At 54.8% G+C, this 25,578-nt stretch carries 17 protein-coding genes, 6 tRNA genes, 3 rRNA genes and 1 riboswitch; of the genes, 4 read left to right on the top strand and 22 right to left on the bottom strand.

Annotated features, from left to right (window positions below; all coding sequences use genetic code 11):
* Window position 1: 1 nt before the first annotated feature.
* The 6 genes from secE to KFZ77_RS18095 form a co-directional block, all read right to left on the bottom strand.
* Window positions 2–385, bottom strand: a complete 384-nt coding sequence (gene secE / locus KFZ77_RS18070) for a preprotein translocase subunit SecE (RefSeq protein WP_031522770.1) — start codon at window positions 383–385, stop codon at window positions 2–4.
* A 219-nt stretch (window positions 386–604) separates the two neighbouring features.
* Entirely contained in the window at window positions 605–1,789 is a 1,185-nt protein-coding gene (tuf, locus tag KFZ77_RS18075; RefSeq protein ID WP_264384974.1) for an elongation factor Tu, read from the bottom strand.
* Between the two features lie 111 nt (window positions 1,790–1,900).
* Window positions 1,901–1,976, bottom strand: a tRNA-Thr gene (locus KFZ77_RS18080).
* 6 nt (window positions 1,977–1,982) lie between these two features.
* A tRNA-Gly gene (locus KFZ77_RS18085) sits at window positions 1,983–2,057 on the bottom strand.
* A 119-nt stretch (window positions 2,058–2,176) separates the two neighbouring features.
* Window positions 2,177–2,261, bottom strand: a tRNA-Tyr gene (locus KFZ77_RS18090).
* 9 nt (window positions 2,262–2,270) lie between these two features.
* A tRNA-Thr gene (locus KFZ77_RS18095) sits at window positions 2,271–2,346 on the bottom strand.
* A gap of 434 nt (window positions 2,347–2,780) precedes the next feature.
* Here KFZ77_RS18095 and coaA point away from each other — a divergent pair.
* Window positions 2,781–3,731 (top strand): type I pantothenate kinase, encoded by a 951-nt coding sequence (coaA, locus tag KFZ77_RS18100; protein WP_264384975.1) that lies wholly within the window; start codon window positions 2,781–2,783, stop codon window positions 3,729–3,731.
* 30 nt (window positions 3,732–3,761) lie between these two features.
* Here the strand turns inward: coaA and birA are convergent, their stop codons facing one another.
* From birA to btuB, 9 genes are all read right to left on the bottom strand, one after another.
* Window positions 3,762–4,721 (bottom strand): bifunctional biotin--[acetyl-CoA-carboxylase] ligase/biotin operon repressor BirA, encoded by a 960-nt coding sequence (gene birA, locus KFZ77_RS18105; RefSeq protein ID WP_031524646.1) that lies wholly within the window; start codon window positions 4,719–4,721, stop codon window positions 3,762–3,764.
* Window positions 4,718–5,746 (bottom strand): UDP-N-acetylmuramate dehydrogenase, encoded by a 1,029-nt coding sequence (gene murB / locus KFZ77_RS18110; RefSeq protein ID WP_264384976.1) that lies wholly within the window; start codon window positions 5,744–5,746, stop codon window positions 4,718–4,720. Before murB ends, birA begins: the two co-directional genes overlap by 4 nt.
* A 164-nt stretch (window positions 5,747–5,910) precedes the next feature.
* A 5S ribosomal RNA gene (gene rrf, locus KFZ77_RS18115) occupies window positions 5,911–6,026 on the bottom strand.
* Window positions 6,027–6,122: 96 nt separating this feature from the next.
* Window positions 6,123–9,028: ribosomal RNA gene (locus KFZ77_RS18120) — 23S ribosomal RNA — on the bottom strand.
* Window positions 9,029–9,234: 206 nt separating this feature from the next.
* Window positions 9,235–9,310 (bottom strand) — tRNA-Ala (locus tag KFZ77_RS18125).
* 108 nt (window positions 9,311–9,418) lie between these two features.
* Window positions 9,419–9,495, bottom strand: a tRNA-Ile gene (locus tag KFZ77_RS18130).
* A gap of 70 nt (window positions 9,496–9,565) precedes the next feature.
* Window positions 9,566–11,107 (bottom strand): 16S ribosomal RNA (locus KFZ77_RS18135).
* Together the 16S, 23S and 5S rRNA genes with 2 tRNA genes alongside form the textbook arrangement of a ribosomal RNA operon.
* A gap of 357 nt (window positions 11,108–11,464) precedes the next feature.
* Window positions 11,465–12,316 carry a glutamate racemase gene (gene murI / locus KFZ77_RS18140; RefSeq protein ID WP_264384977.1) on the bottom strand — a complete coding sequence of 284 codons (852 nt, stop codon included), beginning with the start codon at window positions 12,314–12,316 and terminating at the stop codon, window positions 11,465–11,467.
* The gene (btuB, locus tag KFZ77_RS18145) at window positions 12,261–14,120 is read right to left on the bottom strand and encodes a TonB-dependent vitamin B12 receptor BtuB (RefSeq protein WP_264386215.1); all 1,860 of its coding nucleotides are present in this window, start codon (window positions 14,118–14,120) and stop codon (window positions 12,261–12,263) included. Before btuB ends, murI begins: the two co-directional genes overlap by 56 nt.
* A 68-nt stretch (window positions 14,121–14,188) precedes the next feature.
* Window positions 14,189–14,375, bottom strand: a riboswitch (cobalamin riboswitch).
* Window positions 14,376–14,494: 119 nt separating this feature from the next.
* Between btuB and trmA the strand changes: the two genes are divergently transcribed.
* Entirely contained in the window at window positions 14,495–15,595 is a 1,101-nt protein-coding gene (gene trmA / locus KFZ77_RS18150; protein ID WP_264384978.1) for a tRNA (uridine(54)-C5)-methyltransferase TrmA, read from the top strand.
* A 35-nt stretch (window positions 15,596–15,630) separates the two neighbouring features.
* On the opposite strand, the gene KFZ77_RS18155 is transcribed toward trmA, so the two are convergent.
* Together KFZ77_RS18155 and fabR are read right to left on the bottom strand one after the other, a co-directional pair.
* Window positions 15,631–15,990 (bottom strand): YijD family membrane protein, encoded by a 360-nt coding sequence (locus tag KFZ77_RS18155; protein ID WP_264384979.1) that lies wholly within the window; start codon window positions 15,988–15,990, stop codon window positions 15,631–15,633.
* 10 nt (window positions 15,991–16,000) lie between these two features.
* Window positions 16,001–16,639 (bottom strand): HTH-type transcriptional repressor FabR, encoded by a 639-nt coding sequence (gene fabR, locus KFZ77_RS18160; RefSeq protein ID WP_264384980.1) that lies wholly within the window; start codon window positions 16,637–16,639, stop codon window positions 16,001–16,003.
* A 252-nt stretch (window positions 16,640–16,891) separates the two neighbouring features.
* On the opposite strand from fabR, the gene sthA reads away from it, so the two are divergent.
* On the top strand, window positions 16,892–18,292 hold the full coding sequence (sthA, locus tag KFZ77_RS18165) for a Si-specific NAD(P)(+) transhydrogenase (RefSeq protein ID WP_031523374.1): 1,401 nt from the start codon (window positions 16,892–16,894) through the stop codon (window positions 18,290–18,292).
* On the opposite strand, the gene oxyR is transcribed toward sthA, so the two are convergent.
* The 5 genes from oxyR to argC all read right to left on the bottom strand — a co-directional run bounded on the left by oxyR (window position 18,275) and on the right by argC (window position 23,995).
* The gene (gene oxyR, locus KFZ77_RS18170) at window positions 18,275–19,192 is read right to left on the bottom strand and encodes a DNA-binding transcriptional regulator OxyR (RefSeq protein ID WP_031523372.1); all 918 of its coding nucleotides are present in this window, start codon (window positions 19,190–19,192) and stop codon (window positions 18,275–18,277) included. The genes sthA and oxyR overlap by 18 nt on opposite strands.
* 266 nt (window positions 19,193–19,458) lie before the next feature.
* The gene (argH, locus tag KFZ77_RS18175; RefSeq protein ID WP_264384981.1) at window positions 19,459–20,832 is read right to left on the bottom strand and encodes an argininosuccinate lyase; all 1,374 of its coding nucleotides are present in this window, start codon (window positions 20,830–20,832) and stop codon (window positions 19,459–19,461) included.
* Between the two features lie 128 nt (window positions 20,833–20,960).
* Window positions 20,961–22,178 carry an argininosuccinate synthase gene (locus KFZ77_RS18180; RefSeq protein WP_264384982.1) on the bottom strand — a complete coding sequence of 406 codons (1,218 nt, stop codon included), beginning with the start codon at window positions 22,176–22,178 and terminating at the stop codon, window positions 20,961–20,963.
* A gap of 26 nt (window positions 22,179–22,204) precedes the next feature.
* The gene (argB, locus tag KFZ77_RS18185; protein ID WP_152548399.1) at window positions 22,205–22,981 is read right to left on the bottom strand and encodes an acetylglutamate kinase; all 777 of its coding nucleotides are present in this window, start codon (window positions 22,979–22,981) and stop codon (window positions 22,205–22,207) included.
* 12 nt (window positions 22,982–22,993) lie between these two features.
* Window positions 22,994–23,995 carry an N-acetyl-gamma-glutamyl-phosphate reductase gene (gene argC, locus KFZ77_RS18190; protein WP_264384983.1) on the bottom strand — a complete coding sequence of 334 codons (1,002 nt, stop codon included), beginning with the start codon at window positions 23,993–23,995 and terminating at the stop codon, window positions 22,994–22,996.
* A gap of 179 nt (window positions 23,996–24,174) precedes the next feature.
* Between argC and argE the strand changes: the two genes are divergently transcribed.
* The gene (gene argE / locus KFZ77_RS18195) at window positions 24,175–25,326 is read left to right on the top strand and encodes an acetylornithine deacetylase (protein ID WP_031523363.1); all 1,152 of its coding nucleotides are present in this window, start codon (window positions 24,175–24,177) and stop codon (window positions 25,324–25,326) included.
* Window positions 25,327–25,578 lie beyond the last annotated feature (252 nt).

The following is a 25,578-nucleotide window of genomic DNA, read 5'->3' on the forward strand; positions in this document are numbered from 1 at the left end:
CTCAGAACCTCAGGCCAGTGATAAAGGATACCAGGCGGACCAGAATACCATCCAGTCCCCACAGGATAAGTGACATTACAGCAGTAACCGCTGCCACAATTAATGTGGTGTGCAATGTTTCCTGGCGAGTAGGCCAAACCACCTTACGGACTTCGGTTCTCGCTTCGCGGGCAAAAGCGACGGTCGCTTTACCTTTCGTCGTCAACAGCGCGACACCACCCGCTGCAGCAATTAAAATCACCACTGCAAGGGCACGCAGAGGCAGAGTCACATCGCGATAAACGAAGTTACCGACAATCGCTATGGCTAATAGCGCAATGACAGCTAACCACTTCACCGCTTCCAGGCCGCGCCCGCTCCCTTGAGCTTCGGTATTCGCACTCATAAACCAACCTGTCACAATAAATCAGACAAACATTTTTGCCCCGCGTAAGCGAGGCAAACCAAACCGAATTGCTCCGGCACTCACGCCGTCTACAGAGCCTGTCTCAGCAATGATTATGAGAAAAAAATCACTGATGAGCCAGGTTCTGGTTGGATAGCGTGCAAAAAGGGCATCAAATGATGCCCTTTTATTGCGCATTGCGTCAAATGTTATCAGCGATTAGCCAAGAACTTTAGCAACAACGCCCGCGCCAACGGTACGGCCGCCTTCACGGATTGCGAAACGCAGACCGTCGTCCATCGCGATCGGGTGGATCAGGGTAACAACCATTTTGATGTTGTCGCCCGGCATTACCATCTCAACGCCTTCCGGCAGTTCGATGGTGCCAGTCACGTCAGTAGTACGGAAGTAGAACTGCGGACGGTAGCCTTTGAAGAACGGAGTGTGACGGCCGCCTTCATCTTTGGACAGGATGTACACTTCGGATTCGAACTTGGTGTGCGGCTTGATGGTGCCCGGCTTAGCCAGTACCTGGCCACGCTGGATCTCTTCACGCTTGATACCACGCAGCAGAACGCCGCAGTTCTCGCCCGCACGACCTTCGTCCAGCAGTTTGCGGAACATTTCAACGCCGGTACAGGTGGATTTCGCAGTATCTTTGATACCAACGATTTCTACTTCTTCACCAACCTTGATGATGCCGCGCTCTACACGACCGGTAACTACAGTACCACGGCCGGAGATGGAGAATACGTCTTCGATCGGCAGCAGGAACGGCTTGTCAATCGCACGCTCTGGTTCCGGGATGTAGGAATCCAGGTAGCCAGCCAGTTCGATGATTTTCTCTTCCCACTCAGCTTCGCCTTCCAGCGCTTTCAGAGCAGAACCACGAACGATCGGAGTGTCGTCGCCCGGGAAGTCGTACTGAGACAGCAGCTCGCGCACTTCCATCTCAACCAGTTCCAGCAGCTCTTCGTCATCAACCATGTCGCATTTGTTCAGGAACACGATGATGAACGGAACGCCTACCTGACGACCCAGCAGGATGTGCTCGCGGGTCTGCGGCATCGGGCCGTCAGTCGCAGCAACAACCAGGATCGCGCCGTCCATCTGCGCAGCACCGGTGATCATGTTTTTAACATAGTCGGCGTGGCCCGGGCAGTCTACGTGTGCGTAGTGGCGAGTCGGGGTGTCATATTCAACGTGAGAAGTGTTGATGGTGATACCACGAGCTTTTTCTTCCGGCGCGTTATCGATCTGGTCGAATGCGCGGGCAGCACCGCCGTAGGTTTTAGCCAGTACGGTAGTGATTGCAGCGGTCAGCGTTGTTTTACCATGGTCAACGTGGCCGATAGTACCGACGTTAACGTGCGGTTTTGTACGTTCAAACTTTTCTTTAGACATCGATTGTCCCTCTAAGACACGGATAAATCGGTGATATCACCACATCAACCAGGCATAAGCCTGACGTTGTTGAATTCATTAACAGAAGATATACAGGATGGATAAGAGAAGTGGTGCTGATAGGCAGATTCGAACTGCCGACCTCACCCTTACCAAGGGTGCGCTCTACCAACTGAGCTATATCAGCACATCTTGGAGCGGGCAGCGGGAATCGAACCCGCATCATCAGCTTGGAAGGCTGAGGTAATAGCCATTATACGATGCCCGCATCCTGGAACTCGGCTACCTGAATCTTTCTGTTGTGAATAGCGAGAGGTAACCTCTCATTATTCGAGGCGCTCGGCTGGGAGCTTAACGCCTCAGGCTTCGTTTTAACAAAGCCGAAATTGGTGGTGGGGGAAGGATTCGAACCTTCGAAGTCGATGACGGCAGATTTACAGTCTGCTCCCTTTGGCCGCTCGGGAACCCCACCCGGACTTGATGGTGCCGGCTACCGGAATCGAACTGGTGACCTACTGATTACAAGTCAGTTGCTCTACCTACTGAGCTAAGCCGGCATCAAGTAGCGCGCATTCTAGGAACAGCTGCGCCTGCATGCAACAAAAAAATTGCTTAAAAAGCTCTATCGCTCACATTTTGTGCATTAGCACGTAAAAATGACGCAATTTCAACCATCAGAGCATAAATATTCGGCAGTAGAGACGGGCTATTAAGTACTGTCTCGTTTGATGGATGACATTTGCTGCTTCAGCAAACCTCTTATGAAAACACTTATGGCTTAGCAACGCCCAAATGCTCATTTTCTGCGTGGCGCTTTCCACTTATGTCATAGCAGGGCTACGCGTTTGGATTTTTTCTTATTATTACCCGCCATCTGGTGTTACCCTCCTGCCCATTGTCAAAATTTGGATTAGTTGCGCGATGTGCGATAGCGCGCGGCATATGAAGTGTCGCTTCCCCTCTCGTCTGCAACAGCTGGCAGGTCATGCTTATGGGTAACAGAGAGCAAACGTTAATGACGCCGTATCTACAATTTAACCGGAGCCAGTGGGCTGCGCTTCGTGATTCAGTCCCGATGACGCTTACCGAAGGTGAGATTGCCCGGCTAAAAGGTATTAATGAGGATCTCTCTCTGGAAGAGGTTGCGGAGATTTATCTCCCCCTCTCGCGTCTGCTGAATTTTTACATCAGTTCTAATTTACGTCGCCAGGCCGTGCTGGAGCAGTTCCTCGGCACTGACGGGCAACGTATTCCTTATATCATCAGTATTGCTGGCAGCGTCGCCGTTGGTAAAAGCACGACCGCACGCGTGTTACAGGCGCTACTGAGCCGCTGGCCTGAACACCGGCGCGTCGAGCTGATCACTACTGATGGCTTCCTTCATCCTAATAAGGTGCTTAAAGAGCGCGACTTGATGAAGAAGAAAGGATTTCCTCAGTCCTATGATATGCATCGCCTGGTAAAATTCGTATCGGATTTGAAATCAGGTGTTCCTGATGTCACTGCACCCGTCTATTCGCACTTGATCTATGATGTGATCCCGGACGGCGATAAGACTGTTGCCCACCCTGATATTTTGATTCTGGAAGGTCTGAACGTTTTACAAAGTGGCATGGATTATCCCCACGATCCACATCATGTATTTGTTTCAGACTTCGTTGATTTTTCGATATATGTGGATGCCCCGGAAGACTTATTACAGAGCTGGTATATCAATCGATTCCTGAAATTTCGGGAAGGTGCTTTTACCGATCCGGATTCGTATTTCCATAATTACGCAAAGCTATCTGAGGAAGAAGCAATAAACATCGCCACTTCATTGTGGAAAGAAATTAATGGGCTGAATCTAAAAGAAAATATCTTGCCAACCCGTGAGCGCGCAAGTCTGATCATGACGAAAAGCGCAAATCATGCTGTTGAGTCGGTACGCCTGCGTAAATAAACGATGGGGGATACTATCCCCCACCTTCAATTACGCACCGCGCAAAGAGATTTCGCCACCCATCCAGGGCTTAACTGCCCCATCTTGCTCAAGTAATAATGCGCCCTGCTCATCGATACCGCGAGAAATACCATAAATCTCACGCTCGCCAATAATGAGTTTTACCTGACGATGAATGAAATTATCCAGCTTTTCCCAACGGGATAAAAATGGTGACAACCCTTCGTGCTCAAAGCAAATAAGGGCGCTGCGTAACTCTTTGATTAAGCGTACCGCCAGCTGGTTACGATCGATAATAATTCCAGCTTCCTGCAAATTTATCCAACCCTGATTGACGATATCCGCCTCAACCTGACGCATTGCAAGATTGATGCCTGCGCCAATAACAATTTGCGCAGCATCGCCCGTTTTACCCGTTAATTCCACGAGAATTCCTGCCAGCTTACGATCGTTGAGGTAGAGATCGTTAGGCCATTTAACCCGCACGTCTCTGGCGCCCAAATCCTGTAATACCTCGGCCATGATGATACCGATAACCAGGCTCAGACCGATCGCGGCAGCTGGCCCCTGTTCCAGACGCCAATACATGGAGAGGTAGAGATTCGCTCCGAATGGGGAAAACCACTTACGCCCACGGCGTCCGCGTCCGGCCTGCTGATATTCGGCAATACAGGCATCCCCGGACTCGAGGGTATTAAGTCGGTCCATCAGATATTGATTAGTAGAATCAATTACCGGCAGCACAGTTACGGAACCATCTGTTATCTGCGACTGAATAAAATGCTCATCAAGTAACTGAACCGGCTCGGGCAAGCTGTATCCTTTACCGGGAACAGTAAAGACATCAACCCCCCAGTCGCGCAGCGTCTGGATATGCTTATTGATCGCTGCACGGCTCATGCCCAGCGATTCACCCAACTGCTCACCGGAATGGAACTCTCCATCAGCAAGAATCGCGATCAAAGTAAGCGGGACAGTGTTGTCTTTCATGAAATTTTCTCCACGGCGTTGATTTCGCCGGTGCGACCAATAAAACGTACCTCCGGCTCCAGCCACACATTAAATTTTTGTCCCACGCACTGACGAACATGACGCGCCAGATCTACCACATCCTCACTGACCGCATTATCTTCATTCACCAGAACCAGCGCCTGATTACGATGTACGGCAGCACCACCGCAGCGATAACCTTTAAGCTCGCATTGATCGATTAGCCAACCCGCGGCCAGTTTTATCATGCCATCTGTTTGAGGGTAATGCGGTGCTTCAGGATATGCTTTCAGCAGTTCAGCGGCACATTGTGCATCAATGACCGGATTTTTGAAGAAGCTGCCAGCATTACCGTAAACCTTAGGATCGGGCAGTTTGCTGGTACGCATGTGACATACCGCGTCAAACACGGCTTGTGGAGTAACGTCACCAGAATTGAGTCGAACCAAATCGCCATACGTCAACACGGGCTGCCAGACTTTTGCCAGACGCAGGCCAACAGCAGTAATGGCATAGCGATCCTGATACTCATGCTTAAAAATGCTATCCCGATAACCAAAGCGGCACTGCTGAGCATCTAAGCGCGTGATCTTTCCGGTTTCAAGCTCAATGCAATCGACATATTCACAAACCTGTTTCAGCTCTACACCGTAAGCGCCGATATTCTGAATAGGGGAGGAGCCTACGCAACCCGGGATCAATGCCAGATTCTCAAGGCCATGCATCCCCTGTTTCAATGAGTATTCAACCAGACCGTGCCAGTTTTCCCCTGCACCAACATGAAGATGCCATGCATCGTCACTTTCGCTACATGTTATGCCCATGATGCGGTTGAGGATGACAATACCATCGTAATCCTCAGTGAACAGAACATTACTGCCTTCACCCAGGATAAGAACAGGCGTATCACCACGCAACGCTTGCTGCCATGCTTCGAGGAGCTGTTCTGGAGAGTTCACGGGAATAACGTTTCTGGCGCTGGATGGCACACCAAACGTGTTAAATGGCTTAAGTGAAATGCTCATAAAGGTATCCTGATCCAAACTTCAGCTAGTTTACCTTATCCGCTTTACGAAGGCTTGCGCTGCGGGTTGGACGGGAATGGAAAGGCGGGTAGATTTTCAGGGATCTTGTATGAAAGCAGAAAGCAAAAAACCCTCAGCTTTCGCTGAGGGTTCTTTAATTTGATGCCTGGCAGTTCCCTACTCTCGCATGGGGAGACCCCACACTACCATCGGCGCTACGGCGTTTCACTTCTGAGTTCGGCATGGGGTCAGGTGGGACCACCGCGCTACAGCCGCCAGGCAAATTCTGTTCGCTTACCGCCTCGCGGCCATAAGCTTTAATCCGTCTCAAGCTGAAAATCTCTCAAATCCAACACCAAAACATCTTCGGCGTTGTAAGGTTAAGCCTCACGGTTCATTAGTACCGGTTAGCTCAACGCATCGCTGCGCTTACACACCCGGCCTATCAACGTCGTCGTCTTCAACGTTCCTTCAGGACCCTTAAAGGGTCAGGGAGAACTCATCTCGGGGCAAGTTTCGTGCTTAGATGCTTTCAGCACTTATCTCTTCCGCATTTAGCTACCGGGCAGTGCCATTGGCATGACAACCCGAACACCAGTGATGCGTTCACTCCGGTCCTCTCGTACTAGGAGCAACCCCCCTCAATTCTCCAGCGCCCACGGCAGATAGGGACCGAACTGTCTCACGACGTTCTAAACCCAGCTCGCGTACCACTTTAAATGGCGAACAGCCATACCCTTGGGACCTACTTCAGCCCCAGGATGTGATGAGCCGACATCGAGGTGCCAAACACCGCCGTCGATATGAACTCTTGGGCGGTATCAGCCTGTTATCCCCGGAGTACCTTTTATCCGTTGAGCGATGGCCCTTCCATTCAGAACCACCGGATCACTAAGACCTGCTTTCGCACCTGCTCGAGCCGTCACTCTCGCAGTCAAGCTAGCTTATGCCTTTGCACTAACCTCCTGATGTCCGACCAGGATTAGCTAACCTTCGTGCTCCTCCGTTACGCTTTAGGAGGAGACCGCCCCAGTCAAACTACCCACCAGACACTGTCCCCACGCCAGATTATGGCGCCAGGTTAGAACATCAAACATTAAAGGGTGGTATTTCAAGGTTGGCTCCACGCAGACTGGCGTCCACGCTTCAAAGCCTCCCACCTATCCTACACATCAAGGCTCAATGTTCAGTGTCAAGCTATAGTAAAGGTTCACGGGGTCTTTCCGTCTTGCCGCGGGTACACTGCATCTTCACAGCGATTTCAATTTCACTGAGTCTCGGGTGGAGACAGCCTGGCCATCATTACGCCATTCGTGCAGGTCGGAACTTACCCGACAAGGAATTTCGCTACCTTAGGACCGTTATAGTTACGGCCGCCGTTTACCGGGGCTTCGATCAAGAGCTTCTCCTTACGGATAACCCCATCAATTAACCTTCCGGCACCGGGCAGGCGTCACACCGTATACGTCCACTTTCGTGTTTGCACAGTGCTGTGTTTTTAATAAACAGTTGCAGCCAGCTGGTATCTTCGACTGGTTTCAGCTCCGCGAGCAAGTCGCTTCACCTACACACCAGCGTGCCTTCTCCCGAAGTTACGGCACCATTTTGCCTAGTTCCTTCACCCGAGTTCTCTCAAGCGCCTTGGTATTCTCTACCTGACCACCTGTGTCGGTTTGGGGTACGATTTGATGTTACCTGATGCTTAGAGGCTTTTCCTGGAAGCAGGGCATTTGTTGCTTCAGCACCGTAGTGCCTCGTCATCACGCCTCAGTGTTAAAGTGCACCGGATTTGCCTGGAGCACACACCTACACGCTTAAACCGGGACAACCGTCGCCCGGCCAACATAGCCTTCTCCGTCCCCCCTTCGCAGTAACACCGAGTACAGGAATATTAACCTGTTTCCCATCGACTACGCCTTTCGGCCTCGCCTTAGGGGTCGACTCACCCTGCCCCGATTAACGTTGGACAGGAACCCTTGGTCTTCCGGCGAGCGGGCTTTTCACCCGCTTTATCGTTACTTATGTCAGCATTCGCACTTCTGATACCTCCAGCAGACCTCACAGTCCACCTTCAACGGCTTACAGAACGCTCCCCTACCCAACAACACATAGTGTCGCTGCCGCAGCTTCGGTGCATGGTTTAGCCCCGTTACATCTTCCGCGCAGGCCGACTCGACCAGTGAGCTATTACGCTTTCTTTAAATGATGGCTGCTTCTAAGCCAACATCCTGGCTGTCTGTGCCTTCCCACATCGTTTCCCACTTAACCATGACTTTGGGACCTTAGCTGGCGGTCTGGGTTGTTTCCCTCTTCACGACGGACGTTAGCACCCGCCGTGTGTCTCCCGTGATAACATTCTCCGGTATTCGTAGTTTGCATCGGGTTGGTAAGCCGGGATGGCCCCCTAGCCGAAACAGTGCTCTACCCCCGGAGATGAGTTCACGAGGCGCTACCTAAATAGCTTTCGGGGAGAACCAGCTATCTCCCGGTTTGATTGGCCTTTCACCCCCAGCCACAAGTCATCCGCTAATTTTTCAACATTAGTCGGTTCGGTCCTCCAGTTAGTGTTACCCAACCTTCAACCTGCCCATGGCTAGATCACCGGGTTTCGGGTCTATACCCTGCAACTTAACGCCCAATTAAGACTCGGTTTCCCTTCGGCTCCCCTATACGGTTAACCTTGCTACAGAATATAAGTCGCTGACCCATTATACAAAAGGTACGCAGTCACACCACGAAGGTGCTCCCACTGCTTGTACGTACACGGTTTCAGGTTCTGTTTCACTCCCCTCGCCGGGGTTCTTTTCGCCTTTCCCTCACGGTACTGGTTCACTATCGGTCAGTCAGGAGTATTTAGCCTTGGAGGATGGTCCCCCCATATTCAGACAGGATACCACGTGTCCCGCCCTACTCATCGAGCTCACAGCAAGTGTGTTTTTGTGTACGGGAGTATCACCCTGTACCCTGCGACTTTCCAGACGCTTCCACTAACACACAAACTGATTCAGGCTCTGGGCTGCTCCCCGTTCGCTCGCCGCTACTGGGGGAATCTCGGTTGATTTCTTTTCCTCGGGGTACTTAGATGTTTCAGTTCCCCCGGTTCGCCTCATGCCACTATGTATTCATGACATGATAGTGCAACGAATTGCACTGGGTTTCCCCATTCGGACATCGTCGGTTATAACGGTTCATATCACCTTACCGACGCTTTTCGCAGATTAGCACGTCCTTCATCGCCTCTGACTGCCAGGGCATCCACCGTGTACGCTTAGTCGCTTAACCTCACAACCCGAAGATGTTTCCTGAGATTCATCGTCGTGCTGTAAGCATTTGAGAGACTCGAACACACCTTTTTCTGTTCTTGTTTACGGAGAACAGAAACAGTGTGTCGTTTCAATTTTCAGCTTGTTCCGGATTGTTAAAGAGCATAATACTTCGCAGCATACTGTTCCCAGTACACTCTGAAGTAGGGTATCAACCTGAGTTGATGGTGGAGCTATGCGGGATCGAACCGCAGACCTCCTGCGTGCAAAGCAGGCGCTCTCCCAGCTGAGCTATAGCCCCATCGTAGTGATTAACCTCTTACCGGGATTTCTTCTGAGACAAGGCGCGGAATGACGACGCATACATCAGTATGCGAGTTATTTCGCAACGCAGTATTCAGAAGGAATCTGGTAGGCCTGAGTGGACTTGAACCACCGACCTCACCCTTATCAGGGGTGCGCTCTAACCACCTGAGCTACAAGCCTGGAGAGGTTTTTACTGCTCGTTTTCTATCAGACAATCTGTGTGAGCACTGCGGAGTTGTATCTTTTAAGGTAAGGAGGTGATCCAACCGCAGGTTCCCCTACGGTTACCTTGTTACGACTTCACCCCAGTCATGAATCACAAAGTGGTAAGCGCCCTCCCGAAGGTTAAGCTACCTACTTCTTTTGCAACCCACTCCCATGGTGTGACGGGCGGTGTGTACAAGGCCCGGGAACGTATTCACCGTGGCATTCTGATCCACGATTACTAGCGATTCCGACTTCATGGAGTCGAGTTGCAGACTCCAATCCGGACTACGACGTACTTTATGAGGTCCGCTTGCTCTCGCGAGGTCGCTTCTCTTTGTATACGCCATTGTAGCACGTGTGTAGCCCTGGCCGTAAGGGCCATGATGACTTGACGTCATCCCCACCTTCCTCCGGTTTATCACCGGCAGTCTCCTTTGAGTTCCCGACCGAATCGCTGGCAACAAAGGATAAGGGTTGCGCTCGTTGCGGGACTTAACCCAACATTTCACAACACGAGCTGACGACAGCCATGCAGCACCTGTCTCAGAGTTCCCGAAGGCACCAAAGCATCTCTGCTAAGTTCTCTGGATGTCAAGGCCAGGTAAGGTTCTTCGCGTTGCATCGAATTAAACCACATGCTCCACCGCTTGTGCGGGCCCCCGTCAATTCATTTGAGTTTTAACCTTGCGGCCGTACTCCCCAGGCGGTCGACTTAACGCGTTAGCTCCGGAAGCCACGCCTCAAGGGCACAACCTCCAAGTCGACATCGTTTACGGCGTGGACTACCAGGGTATCTAATCCTGTTTGCTCCCCACGCTTTCGCACCTGAGCGTCAGTCTTCGTCCAGGGGGCCGCCTTCGCCACCGGTATTCCTCCAGATCTCTACGCATTTCACCGCTACACCTGGAATTCTACCCCCCTCTACGAGACTCAAGCCTGCCAGTTTCGGATGCAGTTCCCAGGTTGAGCCCGGGGATTTCACATCCGACTTGACAGACCGCCTGCGTGCGCTTTACGCCCAGTAATTCCGATTAACGCTTGCACCCTCCGTATTACCGCGGCTGCTGGCACGGAGTTAGCCGGTGCTTCTTCTGCGAGTAACGTCAATTGATGAGCGTATTAAACTCACCACCTTCCTCCTCGCTGAAAGTACTTTACAACCCGAAGGCCTTCTTCATACACGCGGCATGGCTGCATCAGGCTTGCGCCCATTGTGCAATATTCCCCACTGCTGCCTCCCGTAGGAGTCTGGACCGTGTCTCAGTTCCAGTGTGGCTGGTCATCCTCTCAGACCAGCTAGGGATCGTCGCCTAGGTGAGCCGTTACCCCACCTACTAGCTAATCCCATCTGGGTTCATCTGATGGCAAGAGGCCCGAAGGTCCCCCTCTTTGGTCTTGCGACGTTATGCGGTATTAGCTACCGTTTCCAGTAGTTATCCCCCTCCATCAGGCAGATCCCCAGACATTACTCACCCGTCCGCCACTCGTCAGCGAAGCAGCAAGCTGCTTCCTGTTACCGTTCGACTTGCATGTGTTAGGCCTGCCGCCAGCGTTCAATCTGAGCCATGATCAAACTCTTCAATTTAAGTTTGATGCTCAAAGAATTAAACTTCGTAATGAATTACGTGTTCACTCTTGAGACTTGATAATGCTTTTTCGTCTTGCGACGTGAAAGATATCAGTGCCCCGAGTGCCCACACAGATTGTCTGATAAATTGTTAAAGAGCAGTGCCGCTTCGCTTATTTCTCAGCGGCGCGGGCTGCGTATACTACGCTATCCCGCTGTGGAGTCAAGCATTTATTTCGCTCGCCTTCACCTGACAGGCCGGCTTGTTCGCCGTTGTTCCGTGTCAGTGGAGGCGCATTATAGGGAGTTCTTTTCCCCTGACAACCCCTAATTTGAAAAAAGTTTTCAACCGTCTTTTTTTTACACAAAACCGCGTCAAACTGGCAGTTTTTCGAGCTTTTTAAAGCCGTAGCGCTCCAGAACGGGCATTAATTGCGCAGTTTCCGGGGTAAACGCCATGCAGTACGCAATGTTGCTGTCTGCCGATTCCGCTTTCGGCGCTTCATGTTCCAGCAGCCAGGCGGTGCGACGCGCGATAGCCGCCCCGGAGTCAATCAGACGCGTTCCTTCCGGCAGGACTGCCAGGAGTTCTTCCTGTAACAGAGGGAAGTGCGTGCAACCTAATACCACGGTATCCGGCGGCTCTGGCATCCGCAGCCACGGGCGCAGGATACGACGCAGCTCCTCCAGCGACACCGGCTCGCCATGCAGCTTCGCTTCCGCCATTTCCACCAGCTCAGCCGACCCCAGCATTTCAATATGGCATTCGGTTGCAAAACGGGCGATAAGTTCATGCGTATAAGGACGACGTACCGTGGCGCGGGTTGCCAGCAGACCGACAACGCCATTCGCAGTAAGACGCGCCGCAGGTTTGATAGCGGGCACTACGCCTACCACAGGGAAGGGGAATTTGTCGCGCAGGGCCGGCAGCGACACGGTACTTGCCGTGTTGCAGGCGATGACCGCCAGCGCCAGCGGGTAACGCGCCTGAACAGCCGTCACGATCTCGACAACGCGTTCAACGATAAACGCTTCACTCTTCTCACCATAGGGAAAGGCAACGTTATCGAACGCGTAGATATAGTGCAGATCCGGCAAGAGCTGCCGGATCTCATCATAGACAGAGAGCCCACCCACACCGGAGTCAAACACCAGTACGGTTGGACGTGCCTCAGAAGGTGTAGCTGCCAGACAAAGTGTATTCTCGTCCTGCAGTAGCGTAGCCATATACCGTCTCGTACTCTTTATCGAACAGGTTGGCGATTTTACCACGAACTGTCAGAGCAGAGGTGACTGGATATGACACGGCGAGATCCCAGAGGCTGACGCCGCCCATCTCTACGGTGCGATAAGGTGACGCAGTGGTATCAACATCGTAACGTTTACCGATGTACTGATACGTTACATCCCACCCGAGGTCGTAGACATTACCGCTGAGGTTATATTTGACTTGTTGCTTAGCCCGACGATTAAGCACCTGGTCCGTTTCGTCATCGCGCGGATCGATATACTGAAGCGTCAGGCTATGCGCTACTGGCCCGGTTGAGATGTTGCCCGTCCACTCAAGGCCTTTGATTGTGGCCGATTTGACGTTGTAGTAAGCGTCATTATCGTAAGAGATAAGGTTCTGAATTTTGTATCGGTAAGCGGACAAGCGCCAGTCCAGAGGGCCGGTGAGGCCTTCGATTCCGGCCTCCCACTGCTTCGACTCCTCAGGTTGCAGGTCTGGATTAGCAGCTATGCCAAAACGCTCAGCGCCATACTGCTGACCCAGTGAAGGGGCGACGAAACCAGTACCGTATGAGAGCGTTACGCGATAATCGTCAACAAACTCCCAACCCGCAGCGGTCTGCCAGGTGCCGTGCCAGCCGAATTCATCATCATGATCTTCACGCCCGGACGCTTCCAGCGTCACGCGGTCAATCTGCTGCTGGCCGGTAAGGTACAGGCCGGTGTTATCTCTTTTATAGCTGTCTTTCGCGGGCGCACCGGTGAAGTCGGCACCATAAGATGTCAGGCGCTCCTGCTTCCAGTCGGCGCCGGCGCTTACAGAACCCTGGCCGATGACGACATTATTACCCCACTGGATATAACGCTGTTCCATATCATCCAGCGTCGTGCCGGTGTTATATCGCCCGGCGTAACTGCTGTAGTTGTAATCTTTGATACGCTGGTAGCTGGCAAGAAGTTGTGAAGAGTAAAGGCCGGAGTGGAAACGTAATCCCGTATCCCATGATTGTGAATAGTGCTGGTTTTCATCCCCGCCGCCGTCATAACCCCAGCCGCCCTGATCGTAATCAGCATTATTCTTATAACCGTAGCCGCGGAAGAAACCATTGAAGTTATCGTTGAACGTATGCTCTACGCCACCCCAGAACAGTTTACTCCGATAACCGTCGCGATCCCGATCCCCCGCATAGGTCGAATCGGGCTGCACGTTAAAACCATTAGTGGTTTGATACGCTCCCGCAGCGGTCACGATGGTATCGCCGAAGCGCTGACGTAGCGTACCATTGTACTCCTGATAGCCTTTCGAGCCGACGCCCGCGCCAACCTGAGAACGATCCTCGTCGCTTTGCGTAATAATATTGACTACGCCGCCAATCGCACCTGAACCGTACACGGCGGAACGTGGCCCGCGAATATATTCAACGCGCTGCACCAGCGAAACCGGAATTTGATAGAGATCGGAGTCGTTAGAAATACCCGGACGAGCGACGGGCACACCATCAACTAAAACCAGCACATGCCGCGACTCGGTACCACGTACGAATACTGAGGCCAGCTGCCCCATTCCCCCACTCTGAGCGACATCTACGCCGGGAAGGCGACGCATAACGTCCAGTACCGTTTTAGCCTGCCATTTATCAATCTGCTCGCGTGTCACAACGTCAGTCGGAGCCAGCACCGTATTCACCGGCTGCTGAAAACGGTTGGCGGTAACAACCAGGGTATCCGGGCTGCTGTCCTGCGCCCAGCCAGAAAATGCCGTGACGGACAGTGCCGACCACAGCGAAAGTTTTTTGATCATCATTAACTAAGCATCCGCTTATTATTATGGATGCCGCAGGCGCGATCGATAGCACGCGATAATCGAGCCTATTGCGACGTATTCCGGCAGGTCTTCGGACTTGGTGGCGTTGTTCGGATGAAGACTTCCCACTTCATTAGTAAGCAGTGTCTGCACCAGGCATTCATCCCGCCGCTCCTTACCGCTGCGCGTCAGCTCCAGATTTACACTGGATTCCCTTTTCACTCTCAGGAGACCGGAGCGAGCATGCTACCCGTAGCGGCATATAGATGTCCAGACTGCTATTGGCGGAGATGAAAAATCGAACAAAGCTGGACATCAGGCCTGCATTCCCTACAATCGCCCGCGTAATTTTTTATCACCAGGATGCCATGATGACCCCTGAACACCTCCCGATTGACCAATACGATGCGCAGCTCGATGAGAAAGTCCGCCGTCTGGAAAGTATGATGGCGCCCTTCGCGGCACCTGCGCCGGAGGTGTTCCGTTCGCCGGTGAGCCACTACCGGATGCGTGCTGAGTTCCGTATCTGGCACGACGGGGACGATCTTTACCACATCATCTTCGACAGCCAGACGCGCCAGCGCATCCGCGTGGAGCGTTTCCCGGCCGCCAGTGAGCTGATCAACCAGCTGATGCCGGCCATGATTGAGAGCGTGCGCGACAACCGCATCCTGCGCCACAAGCTGTTCCAGATCGACTACCTCACTTCCATGAGCAATCAGGCGGTGATCTCGCTGCTCTACCATAAAAAGCTGGATGACGAGTGGCGCGAACAGGCCGCAGCGCTGCGCGACAGCCTGCGCGCACGCGGTTTCGACGTGCAGCTGATTGGCCGCGCCACCAAAACCAAAATCGAGCTGGATCGGGATTACATCGACGAGCGTCTGCCGGTAGCCGGTAAAGAGATGATTTATCGCCAGGTGGAAAACAGCTTTACCCAGCCTAACGCGGCGATGAATATTCAGATGCTGGAGTGGGCGCTGGACGCGACCACCGGTTCACGCGGCGACCTGCTGGAGCTGTATTGCGGCAACGGCAACTTCTCGCTGGCGCTGGCACGCAACTTCGACCGCGTGCTGGCAACGGAAATCGCCAAACCGTCGGTGGCCTCCGCGCAGTACAACATCGCCGCCAACCAGATCGACAACGTGCAGATTATCCGCATGGCGGCGGAAGAGTTTACCCAGGCGATGAACGGCGAGCGGGAATTCAACCGCCTGCAGGGGATCGATCTGAAAAGCTACCAGTGCGAGACGATCTTTGTCGATCCGCCGCGCAGCGGGCTGGATGATGAGACGGTGAAAATGGTGCAGGCCTATCCGTCCATCCTTTATATCTCCTGCAACCCTGAAACGCTGTGCCGCAATCTGGAAACGCTGAGCCAGACGCACAACGTGTCGCGCCTGGCGCTGTTTGACCAGTTCCCGTATACCCATCATATGGAATGCGGCGTGCTGCTGACCCGCAAATAAGAGTACGGCCCTGCGGCAACGCGAGGGCCGTTTTTTTATTCTGACAGGCTGTTCCGGCGATTACGCAGCCGGAAAATAATCCAGAACAGCAGGATCACCGTCAGAATCGACGGCAGGAAGTTGGAGCCGATGGCCGGATATTCGGCGCGTACCACGGTGCTGTAAAGCAGCACGCCCAGCAGGAAGCAGGCGGCGGCGATGCCCGGTAGCCCCGGCGGCATAGTGCGGTTCTGGTAACGCTGATGCAGGCACCAGACCGAGAGCACCAGCGAGATAATCGGGAAGATAGAGAAAGGTACGATGGAGCTGAACAGCGCCGTAAACATACCGTTAATGGAGAGGCCCGCCACCAGCGCCAGCAGCAGCGTGCCTTTTTCCTGAACAGAATTTCTCATCGTTCATCCTTTAATTTTCAACGTGTTGGGCAATTTTCTCTTGCTCTCGACGGTACCAGTAGTACGCCCCTTTCGCGATCATACGCAGCTGCAGCACCAGCCGCTCTTCCAGCTGGCGACGCTGTTCGATGCTGACGTCCAGCGCCTCCGCACCTGCGCTAAACACGATGGTGACCATGGCTTCCGCCTGCGCTTCAGTAAAGGCGCGCGGCATGTGATTTTCGAGTTCCAGATAGTCGGCGAGTTCCGCAATGAAGTGCTGGATTTCCCGGGCTACCGCAGCACGAAACGCCGCTGAGGTGCCGGAACGTTCGCGCAGCAGCAGGCGGAAGGCGTTCGGGTTGTTGCCGATAAATTCCATAAAGGTCGACACCGAGGTGCGAATCACGCTGCCGCCCTTGGCGATGCGCTGACGCGCCTGACGCATCAGCTGGCGCAGCATGAGGCCGCTCTCATCAACCATCGTCAGCCCAAGCTCATCCACATCACGGAAGTGACGATAAAACGACGTCGGCGCGATCCCCGCCTCCCTTGCTACTTCACGCAGGCTAAGGCTGGCGAAACTCCGCTCCGCACTAAGCTGACTGAACGCGGCATCGACTAGCGTACGCCGGGTCCGTTCCTTTTGTTGCGCTCTTACACCCATCACGTTGCCTGCATCCTTATTTGTACTGCCGGTACTCTTGAGCGGTTCAAATTACCGGGTTTGGGGCGGATTGTGAATGGAAGATTTATGCCAGCGCACGCAGCGCACGCAAGGCCCGTCACGCCTGACGCAAAAGCCTGCCGTTTCGGTATATTTACCTTATGCCCATCCTTAATGAAGGGTATTCATTGGGTTATCCCCGGAGAGGTGTTACAATCTTGTTGCTTTTATGTATAAGAACAGGTACGCCTTACCATGCCACACACCTACGATTATGATGCAATAGTAATTGGTTCCGGCCCCGGCGGCGAAGGCGCTGCTATGGGGCTGGTTAAGCAGGGAGCCAGGGTCGCCGTGATTGAACGCTACCAGAGCGTCGGCGGCGGATGTACCCACTGGGGCACCATCCCGTCAAAAGCGCTCCGGCACGCTGTCAGCCGTATTATCGAATTCAAACAAAACCCGCTGTACAGTGAACACGCCCACCTTCTCCGCTCCTCTTTCGCCGACATTCTCAACCACGCCGACAACGTTATTAATCAGCAAACCCGCATGCGACAAGGGTTCTATGAGCGTAACTACTGCGAAATTCTGCAGGGCAGCGCCCATTTTGTTGATGAGCATACGCTGGCGCTGGAGTGCCCGGACGGCTCGGTGGAGACCCTGACAGCAGAGAAGTTCGTTATCGCCTGCGGCTCACGGCCTTACCACCCTGCCGACGTCGATTTTCACCATCCGCGCATCTACGACAGCGACTCAATTCTCAGCCTTCATCACGAACCGAAACACGTCATTATCTATGGCGCAGGGGTGATTGGCTGCGAGTACGCGTCTATCTTCCGCGGTATGAACGTGAAAGTGGATCTGATTAACACCCGCGACCGTCTGCTGGCGTTCCTCGATCAGGAGATGTCCGACTCGCTCTCTTATCACTTCTGGAACAGCGGCGTGGTGATCCGCCACAACGAAGAGTACGAGAAGATTGAAGGGGTGGATGACGGCGTCATCGTGCACCTGAAATCGGGCAAAAAGGTGAAAGCCGACTGCCTGCTCTATGCCAACGGCCGTACCGGTAACGTCGACTCGCTGTCGCTGGAGAATATTGGCCTGGAGGCCGACGGGCGCGGGTTGCTGAAAGTGAACAGCATGTACCAGACCGCGCTGCCGCATGTTTACGCGGTGGGCGACGTCATTGGCTATCCGAGCCTGGCGTCTGCGGCCTACGACCAGGGTCGTATCGCGGCGCACGCCATGATCAAAGGCGAAGCGACGGCGCACCTGGTGGAAGATATTCCGACCGGTATCTATACCATTCCGGAGATCAGTTCGGTGGGCAAAACCGAGCAGCAGCTGACGTCGATGAAAGTGCCTTATGAAGTGGGTCGCGCCCAGTTTAAGCACCTGGCGCGGGCGCAGATTGTCGGCATGAACGTCGGAACGCTGAAGATCCTGTTCCATCGCGAAACGAAAGAGATTCTGGGGATCCACTGCTTTGGCGAGCGCGCGGCCGAGATTATTCATATCGGCCAGGCGATTATGGAGCAGAAAGGTGGCGGTAACACGATTGAGTACTTCGTTAACACCACCTTCAACTACCCGACGATGGCGGAAGCCTATCGGGTAGCGGCGCTGAACGGCTTAAACCGCCTGTTTTAATCCGCTGTCGAAATGGCCATCCATTGATTTACGGATGGCCTCTGCCAGCTGCTCATAGCGGCTGCGCAGCGGCGACCCCGGACGATAGACCAGCCCGATAGTACGACGCGGCTCCGGCTTATAGCACGGCAGATACACCACGCCATCACGGCGGCGCTCCTGCGGCACGGCCAGCGACGGTAACAGCGTGATGCCGCTACCGGCGGCCACCATGTTACGCAGCGTCTCCAGGCTGGTGGCGCGGAAGTGGGTGTCCTCATCGGCTCCCGCTTCAAAACAGAAGCCCATCGCCTGATCGCGCAGGCAGTGCCCGTCTTCCAGCATCAGCAGCTTTTCACCGGCAAGATCTGACATCGGCACGCGGTCGCGGTTGGCCCACGGATGATCCTCATACACCGCCAGCATCATCGGCTCATCAAACAGCGGCACTTCGATAAAGGCTTCGCTCTCTTTCACCAGCGCCAGAATCGCACAGTCGAGCTTGCCGCTGTCGAGCTGCGCCAGCAGCTGATGGGTCTGCGCTTCGTGCAGATACATTTCCAGCTTCGGGAAGGTCTGATGTAGCATCGGGATCACCAGCGGCAACAGATAGGGGCTGATGGTCGGGATCAGGCCGATATGCAGCGGGCCGGACATCGCCTCGCCCTGCTGGCTCGCCATCTCTTTCAGCACTTTCACTTCGCGCAGCACGGTCCGCGCCTGGTCCACCAGCAGCAGCCCGGCCTGGGTAAACAGCACTTTGCGGCTGGTGCGCTCAAGCAGCATCACGCCCAGCTCATCTTCAAGCTTACGAATTTGACCACTTAAGGTAGGCTGGCTGACGTGGCAGGCATCGGCTGCACGACGAAAATGACGATGCTCAGCAAGCGCCACCAGGTATTCAAGATCACGAATATTCATTACTTATCCTCCGCCGCCACGATAGTTCATGGCGATAGATATCATAGCAATCAACGATTATCCCTATCAAGCGTTATGGCTAATAATGCGTCTACACAACGAGGCGGGCAGCACCATCCCTCATGCTGTTCTCCTGTGACAGAGTTCTCTCTGACCTGAATAACTAAAGCCAACGTGAACGTTTTAGCGGACAGTATGTCCGCTTTTTTTTTGCAAAAAAAAGCCCGGCGCAGGGCCAGGCTCTTCATTACTACCCTCAACACATCTTACACCAGTCGCGCTTTCGCCTCGGCAATTGCCAGCGCAACCTGCGTCGGAGACACGCCGCCTTTCGCGGCGCGCTTATCGAGACAGGATTGCAGCGACAGGATGGGATAGACATCCTCCCCGATAGTGCTGCTGAATTTCTGCAGATCCGCCAGCGCCAGCCCTTCCAGCGGTTTACCCTGGGCGATGGCTTCAACCACCGCTTCACCCACAATATGGTGTGCTTCGCGGAACGGTACGCCTTTGGCGACCAGATAATCCGCCAGTTCCGTGGCGTTCGCATAGCCCTGCTGCGCGGCGTCCTGGCAGCGCGGGCGCTTCACCTGAATACCGTCCAGTACCAGCGTTGCCATATGCAGACAGTCCAGCCAGGTGTCGAGCGCATCGAACAGCCCCTCTTTGTCTTCCTGCATGTCCTTGTTATAGGCCAGCGGCAGACCTTTCAGGGTCATCATCATGCCGGTCAGAGCGCCCTGCACCCGTCCGCATTTACCGCGGATAAGCTCCAGCGCATCCGGGTTTTTCTTCTGCGGCATCAGGGACGAGCCAGAGGTTACGCGGTCGGACAACTCAACGAACCCGGCCTCGCCGGAGTTGAAGAAAATCAGGTCTTCAGCGAAGCGCGACAGGTGAACCATGCCGATGGAGGCATCGGACAACAGCTCCAGTACGTGGTCACGATCGGAAACGCTGTCGAGGCTGTTGCGGGTTGCCGAGGCAAACCCGAGCCAGCCGGCGAGCTGTTCACGATCGATCTCATACGCCGTGCCTGCCAGCGCACCACTCCCCAGAGGGCTGACATCCAGACGTTTGAGCGTATCCTGCAGACGGCTCTCATCGCGCGCCAGCATTTCCACGTAAGCCAGGCACCAGTGCGCAAAGGTCACCGGCTGCGCACGCTGAAGATGGGTGTAACCCGGCATCACCGCGTCCTGATTATTCGCTGCGGTCTCCACCAGCGCGCTTTGTAACTGACGGCTCGCCGCCAGCAGTTCGCTGACCTGCATCTTGCACCACAGCTTCAGATCGGTTGCCACCTGGTCGTTACGGCTGCGGCCGGTGTGCAGCTTTTTACCGAGCGGGCCGACTTTGTCGATAAGCTTGCCTTCCACCCAGCTGTGAATATCTTCTGCATCGCTTTGCAGGATCTGGACCGGATCCGCCTGAACTTCTTCAAGCAGCACGCGCAGCGCCTCTTCCAGCTGCGCCTGCTCGGCGGCAGTGAGTACGCCAACGGTCACCAGCGCTTTGGACCAGGCGACAGAGCCAACGATATCCTGCTCTGCCAGGCGGTAATCAAAGCGCAACGAGTCGTTGAACTGTTTGAACCGCTGATCCGCTGCCTGTGTAAAACGTCCACCCCAAAGTGCCATAACCTGCTCCGTAACTTTTTATCCTGACATAAACGGCGGGTGCGCTCATGCTTCCCCGCCCTACAAGGATGCCTGCTTTTATCCGGCGGGTTAGCGCAGCGCTACCCGCCATTGCGGCTAATGCCTGATTACCTCTTCTGCTCGTTCAGCGCACGGATGCGGGAAGAGAGCGAGAACAGACGGATAAAGCCGCCCGCGTGGCTGTGATCGTAAACCTCATCTTCCCCGAAGGTCGCGAACTCTTCGCTATACAGGCTGTTCGGCGATTTCTTCTGAATCGCGGTCACCTGGCCTTTATAGAGCTGCAGCACCACTTCGCCGTTCACCTGCTCTGCCAGGGATTCTGCCGCCGCCTGCAGGGACTGACGCAGCGGCGCGAACCAGCGTCCGTCATACACGACGTAGGACATCTCAAGGCCAACCTGCTCGCGCCATTTGAAGCTGTCGCGATCCAGCACCAGCTGCTCCACGCCGCGCAGGGCTGCCATCATGATGGTGCCGCCCGGGGTTTCATAGCAGCCGCGGGACTTGATACCCACCAGACGGTTTTCCACGATATCTATACGGCCTACGCCGTGCTTCGCACCGATTTTGTTCAGCACTTCAAGACACTGGAACGGGCTGTGGCGTTCGCCGTTAACGGCAACCACGTTGCCTTTCTCAACGGTAACGGTGACCTGCTCCGGCTGATCCGGGGCTTCCAGCGGATCGACGGTCCATACCCAGCAGTCTTTGTTCGGGGCATTCCACGGACTTTCCAGTACGCCGCCTTCGGTCGAGATGTGCCAGGCGTTCTCATCGCGGCTGTAGATTTTTTCCAGCGACGCGGTGGTCGGGATGTCACGCTCTTTCAGGTAGTCGAGCAGCGCTTCACGGGAACGCAGGTTCCACTCACGCCACGGGGCGATCACTTTCAGATGAGGTGCCAGCGCCGCCCAGGCGGATTCAAAACGCACCTGGTCGTTACCTTTCCCGGTTGCGCCGTGGCACAGCGCGTCGGCACCCACTTTGGTTGCCACATCCACCAGCGCTTTGGCGATCAGGGGACGTGCCATTGAGGTACCCAGCAGATAGCTGCCTTCATACAGCGCACCGGTCTGCAGCACCGGGTAGACGTAATCCTTGATGAACTCTTCGCGGGCATCTACCACGTAGCATTCGGTCGCACCTGAGCGCAGCGCTTTCTGCTCAACGCCTTTCAGGTCGTCACGATCCTGGCCGATATCCACCACGCAGGCCACCACTTCACAACCTGCATAGTTTTCCTGCAGCCAGGGAATGATGGCCGAGGTGTCGAGGCCGCCGGAGTATGCCAGTACAACTTTTTTAATGCCGTGGTTTTGCATTGTTTGTTTCCTTAAAAAATCTGTCATCACGCTAAAATGCGGGTGCCAATCGACACCCCATTAAATAAAGAGGGCAGCTGTTCGGCGTGACGCCATGAGGCGATATCCACCGGGCGGCCCAGAGTACGGGCGGCGTCCAGCGCCGCGTTCACTTTGACAATCATGCCGTCGGTGATAATGCCCTGCTCGATAAGCTGCTGCGCTTTGGCGGTGGTCACTTCCGCGATGCGCTGGCCTTTGCCGTCCAGAATGCCGCTGACGTCGGAGAGCAGGATCAGATCTGCACCCAAGGTGGCGGCCAGTGCGGTAGCAGCCTGGTCGGCGTTGACGTTCATCAGCTCACCGTCTGCGGTGACGCCAATAGAGCTGATCACCGGCAGGTAACCCGCCTCAAGCAGCGTGTTGATAAGTTTTGGCGAACCCGGCTCCGCCTGGCCAACGTGGCCGAGGCTTTCGTCAAGCTGGGTTACCTTCACGCTGTCGCCGTCGCCCAGAAACAGGCCGACTGAGGCGATGTCATGCTTCTTCGCCCAGGCCAGCAGGGTTTTGTTGGCGGACCCGGCCAGCGCGCCGGTGATGATGTCAATCTGGTCCGCAGGCGTGACGCGCAAACCGTTTTTCTTGGTAACCGGCAGGTTAAGCTGCTTCATCAGATCGTCCACCACGCAGCCGCCGCCGTGCACGATAACCAGCGGGCGCTGATGCGCCTGACGATAGTTGACCAGCGCGGTAAACAGGCGCTCCAGCGCCTCTTCGCTGTCCAGTAATACGCCGCCTAACTTGATAATTAACGGGTTCATCATCTCACCTGACTGTTAAATAAGTGACTGCGTTTCGGCAAAGCCAAAACGGATATTCGCGCACTGCATCGCCTGGGCCGCCGCACCTTTCAACAGGTTGTCTTCCGCCGCCACCACGATGATGTGCTCATCTTTTACCGCAAAGCCGATGTCGCAGAACGGCAGGCCGACTACGTTTTTCAGTGCCGGTACGCCTTTGTCATAGAGACGCACCAGCGGTTTATCGCCGTAGGCATCCTGGAACACCGCCGCGACCTGCGCATGAGTCACGCCCGGCTTCAGACGGCAGGTGATGGTTTCGAGGATCCCGCGCGGGAAGTTGCCAAGGTGCGGCGTGAAGATCACCGATGCGCCGAGGTGCACCGCGATCTCCGGGTGATGGCGATGGTGAAACACGCCGTAGGGTTGCAGGCTCACTTCACAGAAGCTGTTGGAGAGCGCCGCTTTACGCCCGGCACCGCTGACGCCGCTGGTGGCGTTGATCACCGGCCACTGGTTAAGATCCAGTAAATCCGCGTCGATCAGCGGCTTGATCGACAGCTGCGCTGCGGTCGGGTAACAGCCCGGCACCGCCACCAGCGTCGCTTCTTTAATCTGGTCATGATTCCACTCCGCCAGCCCGTACACCGCCTGCGCCAGCAGGTCGGGATGCTGATGGGTGAAACCGTAATAGGTGTCATAGAACGCCGGATCGTTGACGCGGAACGCGCCGGAGAGATCGAACACCACACAGCCTGCCTTGAGGAACTGCGGAGCGAGGTCGTGACTCACTTCATGAGCGGTGGCGAGAAACACCACATCGGCCTGGCTGAATTCGCTGATGTCGTCCATCGGCTGCAGCGGGAGATCGACAATCCCCTTCAGCTGCGGATGCAGATCGGAGATTAACTTTCCCGCATCATTGCTTTGCGCTGAGACCGTCAAAGCGGTTATGGTCATATGTGGATGGCGATTCACATAAGCCACAAGCTCTGCGCCAGCATACCCACTGGCACCAACAATCAGGGTTTTCAACATCGGGGCTAAACCTTCTTACGTCATTTGCTTCAGGCGCTGGCTGGCGGGCCCAGGCCACGTCAGTGAGCGAGGTTTGAATCACCGAAGCGAAACGAATTCCTTTACGCTCAACGTTATTGTATTTTTATTCATAAATTCTGCATGAATATTGATACTATCCGACCTGAGGTATGTCAACAGTGAAAATGAAATTACCACCATTTATCGAGATTTACCGTGCGTTGATCGCCACACCATCCATCAGCGCAACCGAGGAGTCTCTCGATCAGAGTAATGCGTCTTTAATCAATCTGCTGGCCGGGTGGTTCAAAGAGCTGGGATTCAACGTTGAAGTGCAGCCGGTGCCGGGTACGCGCAATAAATTCAATATGCTGGCGAGTACTGGCCAGGGCGCGGGCGGCCTGCTGCTGGCAGGGCATACCGATACCGTACCCTTTGATGATGGGCGCTGGACCCGGGATCCGTTCACCCTGACCGAGCACGACAACAAGCTCTACGGGCTGGGCACCGCCGACATGAAGGGCTTTTTCGCCTTTATTCTTGATGCGCTGCGTGACGTGGATGTGACGCAGCTGAAAAAGCCGCTCTACATTCTGGCAACTGCGGATGAAGAGACCACCATGGCGGGGGCGCGCTACTTTGCCGAAACCACGGCGCTGCGTCCGGACTGCGCGATTATCGGCGAGCCGACGTCCCTTCAGCCGGTGCGGGCGCACAAGGGGCATATCTCCAACGCCATTCGCGTGCTGGGCCAGTCGGGCCACTCCAGCGATCCGGCGCGCGGCGTGAATGCCATTGAGCTGATGCACGAGGCCATCACCCACATCATGGCGCTGCGCGACAGCCTGAAAGAGCGCTATCACTATGATGCGTTCACCGTGCCGTATCCGACGCTGAACCTCGGTCACATTCACGGCGGCGACGCAGCGAACCGCATCTGCGCCTGCTGCGAGCTGCACATGGATATCCGTCCGCTGCCGGGTATGACGCTCAACGATCTTAACGGCCTGCTGAGTGAAGCGCTGGAGCCGGTAAGCAGCCGCTGGCCGGGGCGTATTAATCTCGCCGAACTGCACCCGCCCATTCCGGGCTATGAGTGTCCGCCGGATCACCAGCTGGTGCAGGTAGTGGAAAAGCTGCTCGGCGCCCAGACGGACGTGGTGAACTACTGTACCGAAGCACCCTTTATTCAGACGCTGTGCCCGACGCTGGTGCTCGGCCCGGGCTCAATCAACCAGGCCCACCAGCCGGATGAGTACATCGAAACGCGCTTCATCAAGCCGACGCGCGAGCTGATTGGTCAGGTAGTGCATCACTTCTGCTGGCATTAGTGATAACAGCGGGTGCCTGGTGCACCCGCCACGCTCTGCCGTCCCCGCGTTATCGCATGAACCCCTGCTCGTACGCCAAAACCCAGGCCGATTCACTGCCTGTCACGCCGCTCGCAGACGCTGCCACTACACATCCGCACGCGGGCTTTTACACAATTTTCATAAGCGTTACTTATCTGCAACCAGATGAATTAACTTTCATAAATTGACGCACTTTATTCAGCTGCTGAACCGTTTTCGCAGCAATTGACG

This window comes from Siccibacter colletis, assembly GCF_025914095.1.
GTDB lineage: Bacteria > Pseudomonadota > Gammaproteobacteria > Enterobacterales > Enterobacteriaceae > Siccibacter > Siccibacter colletis.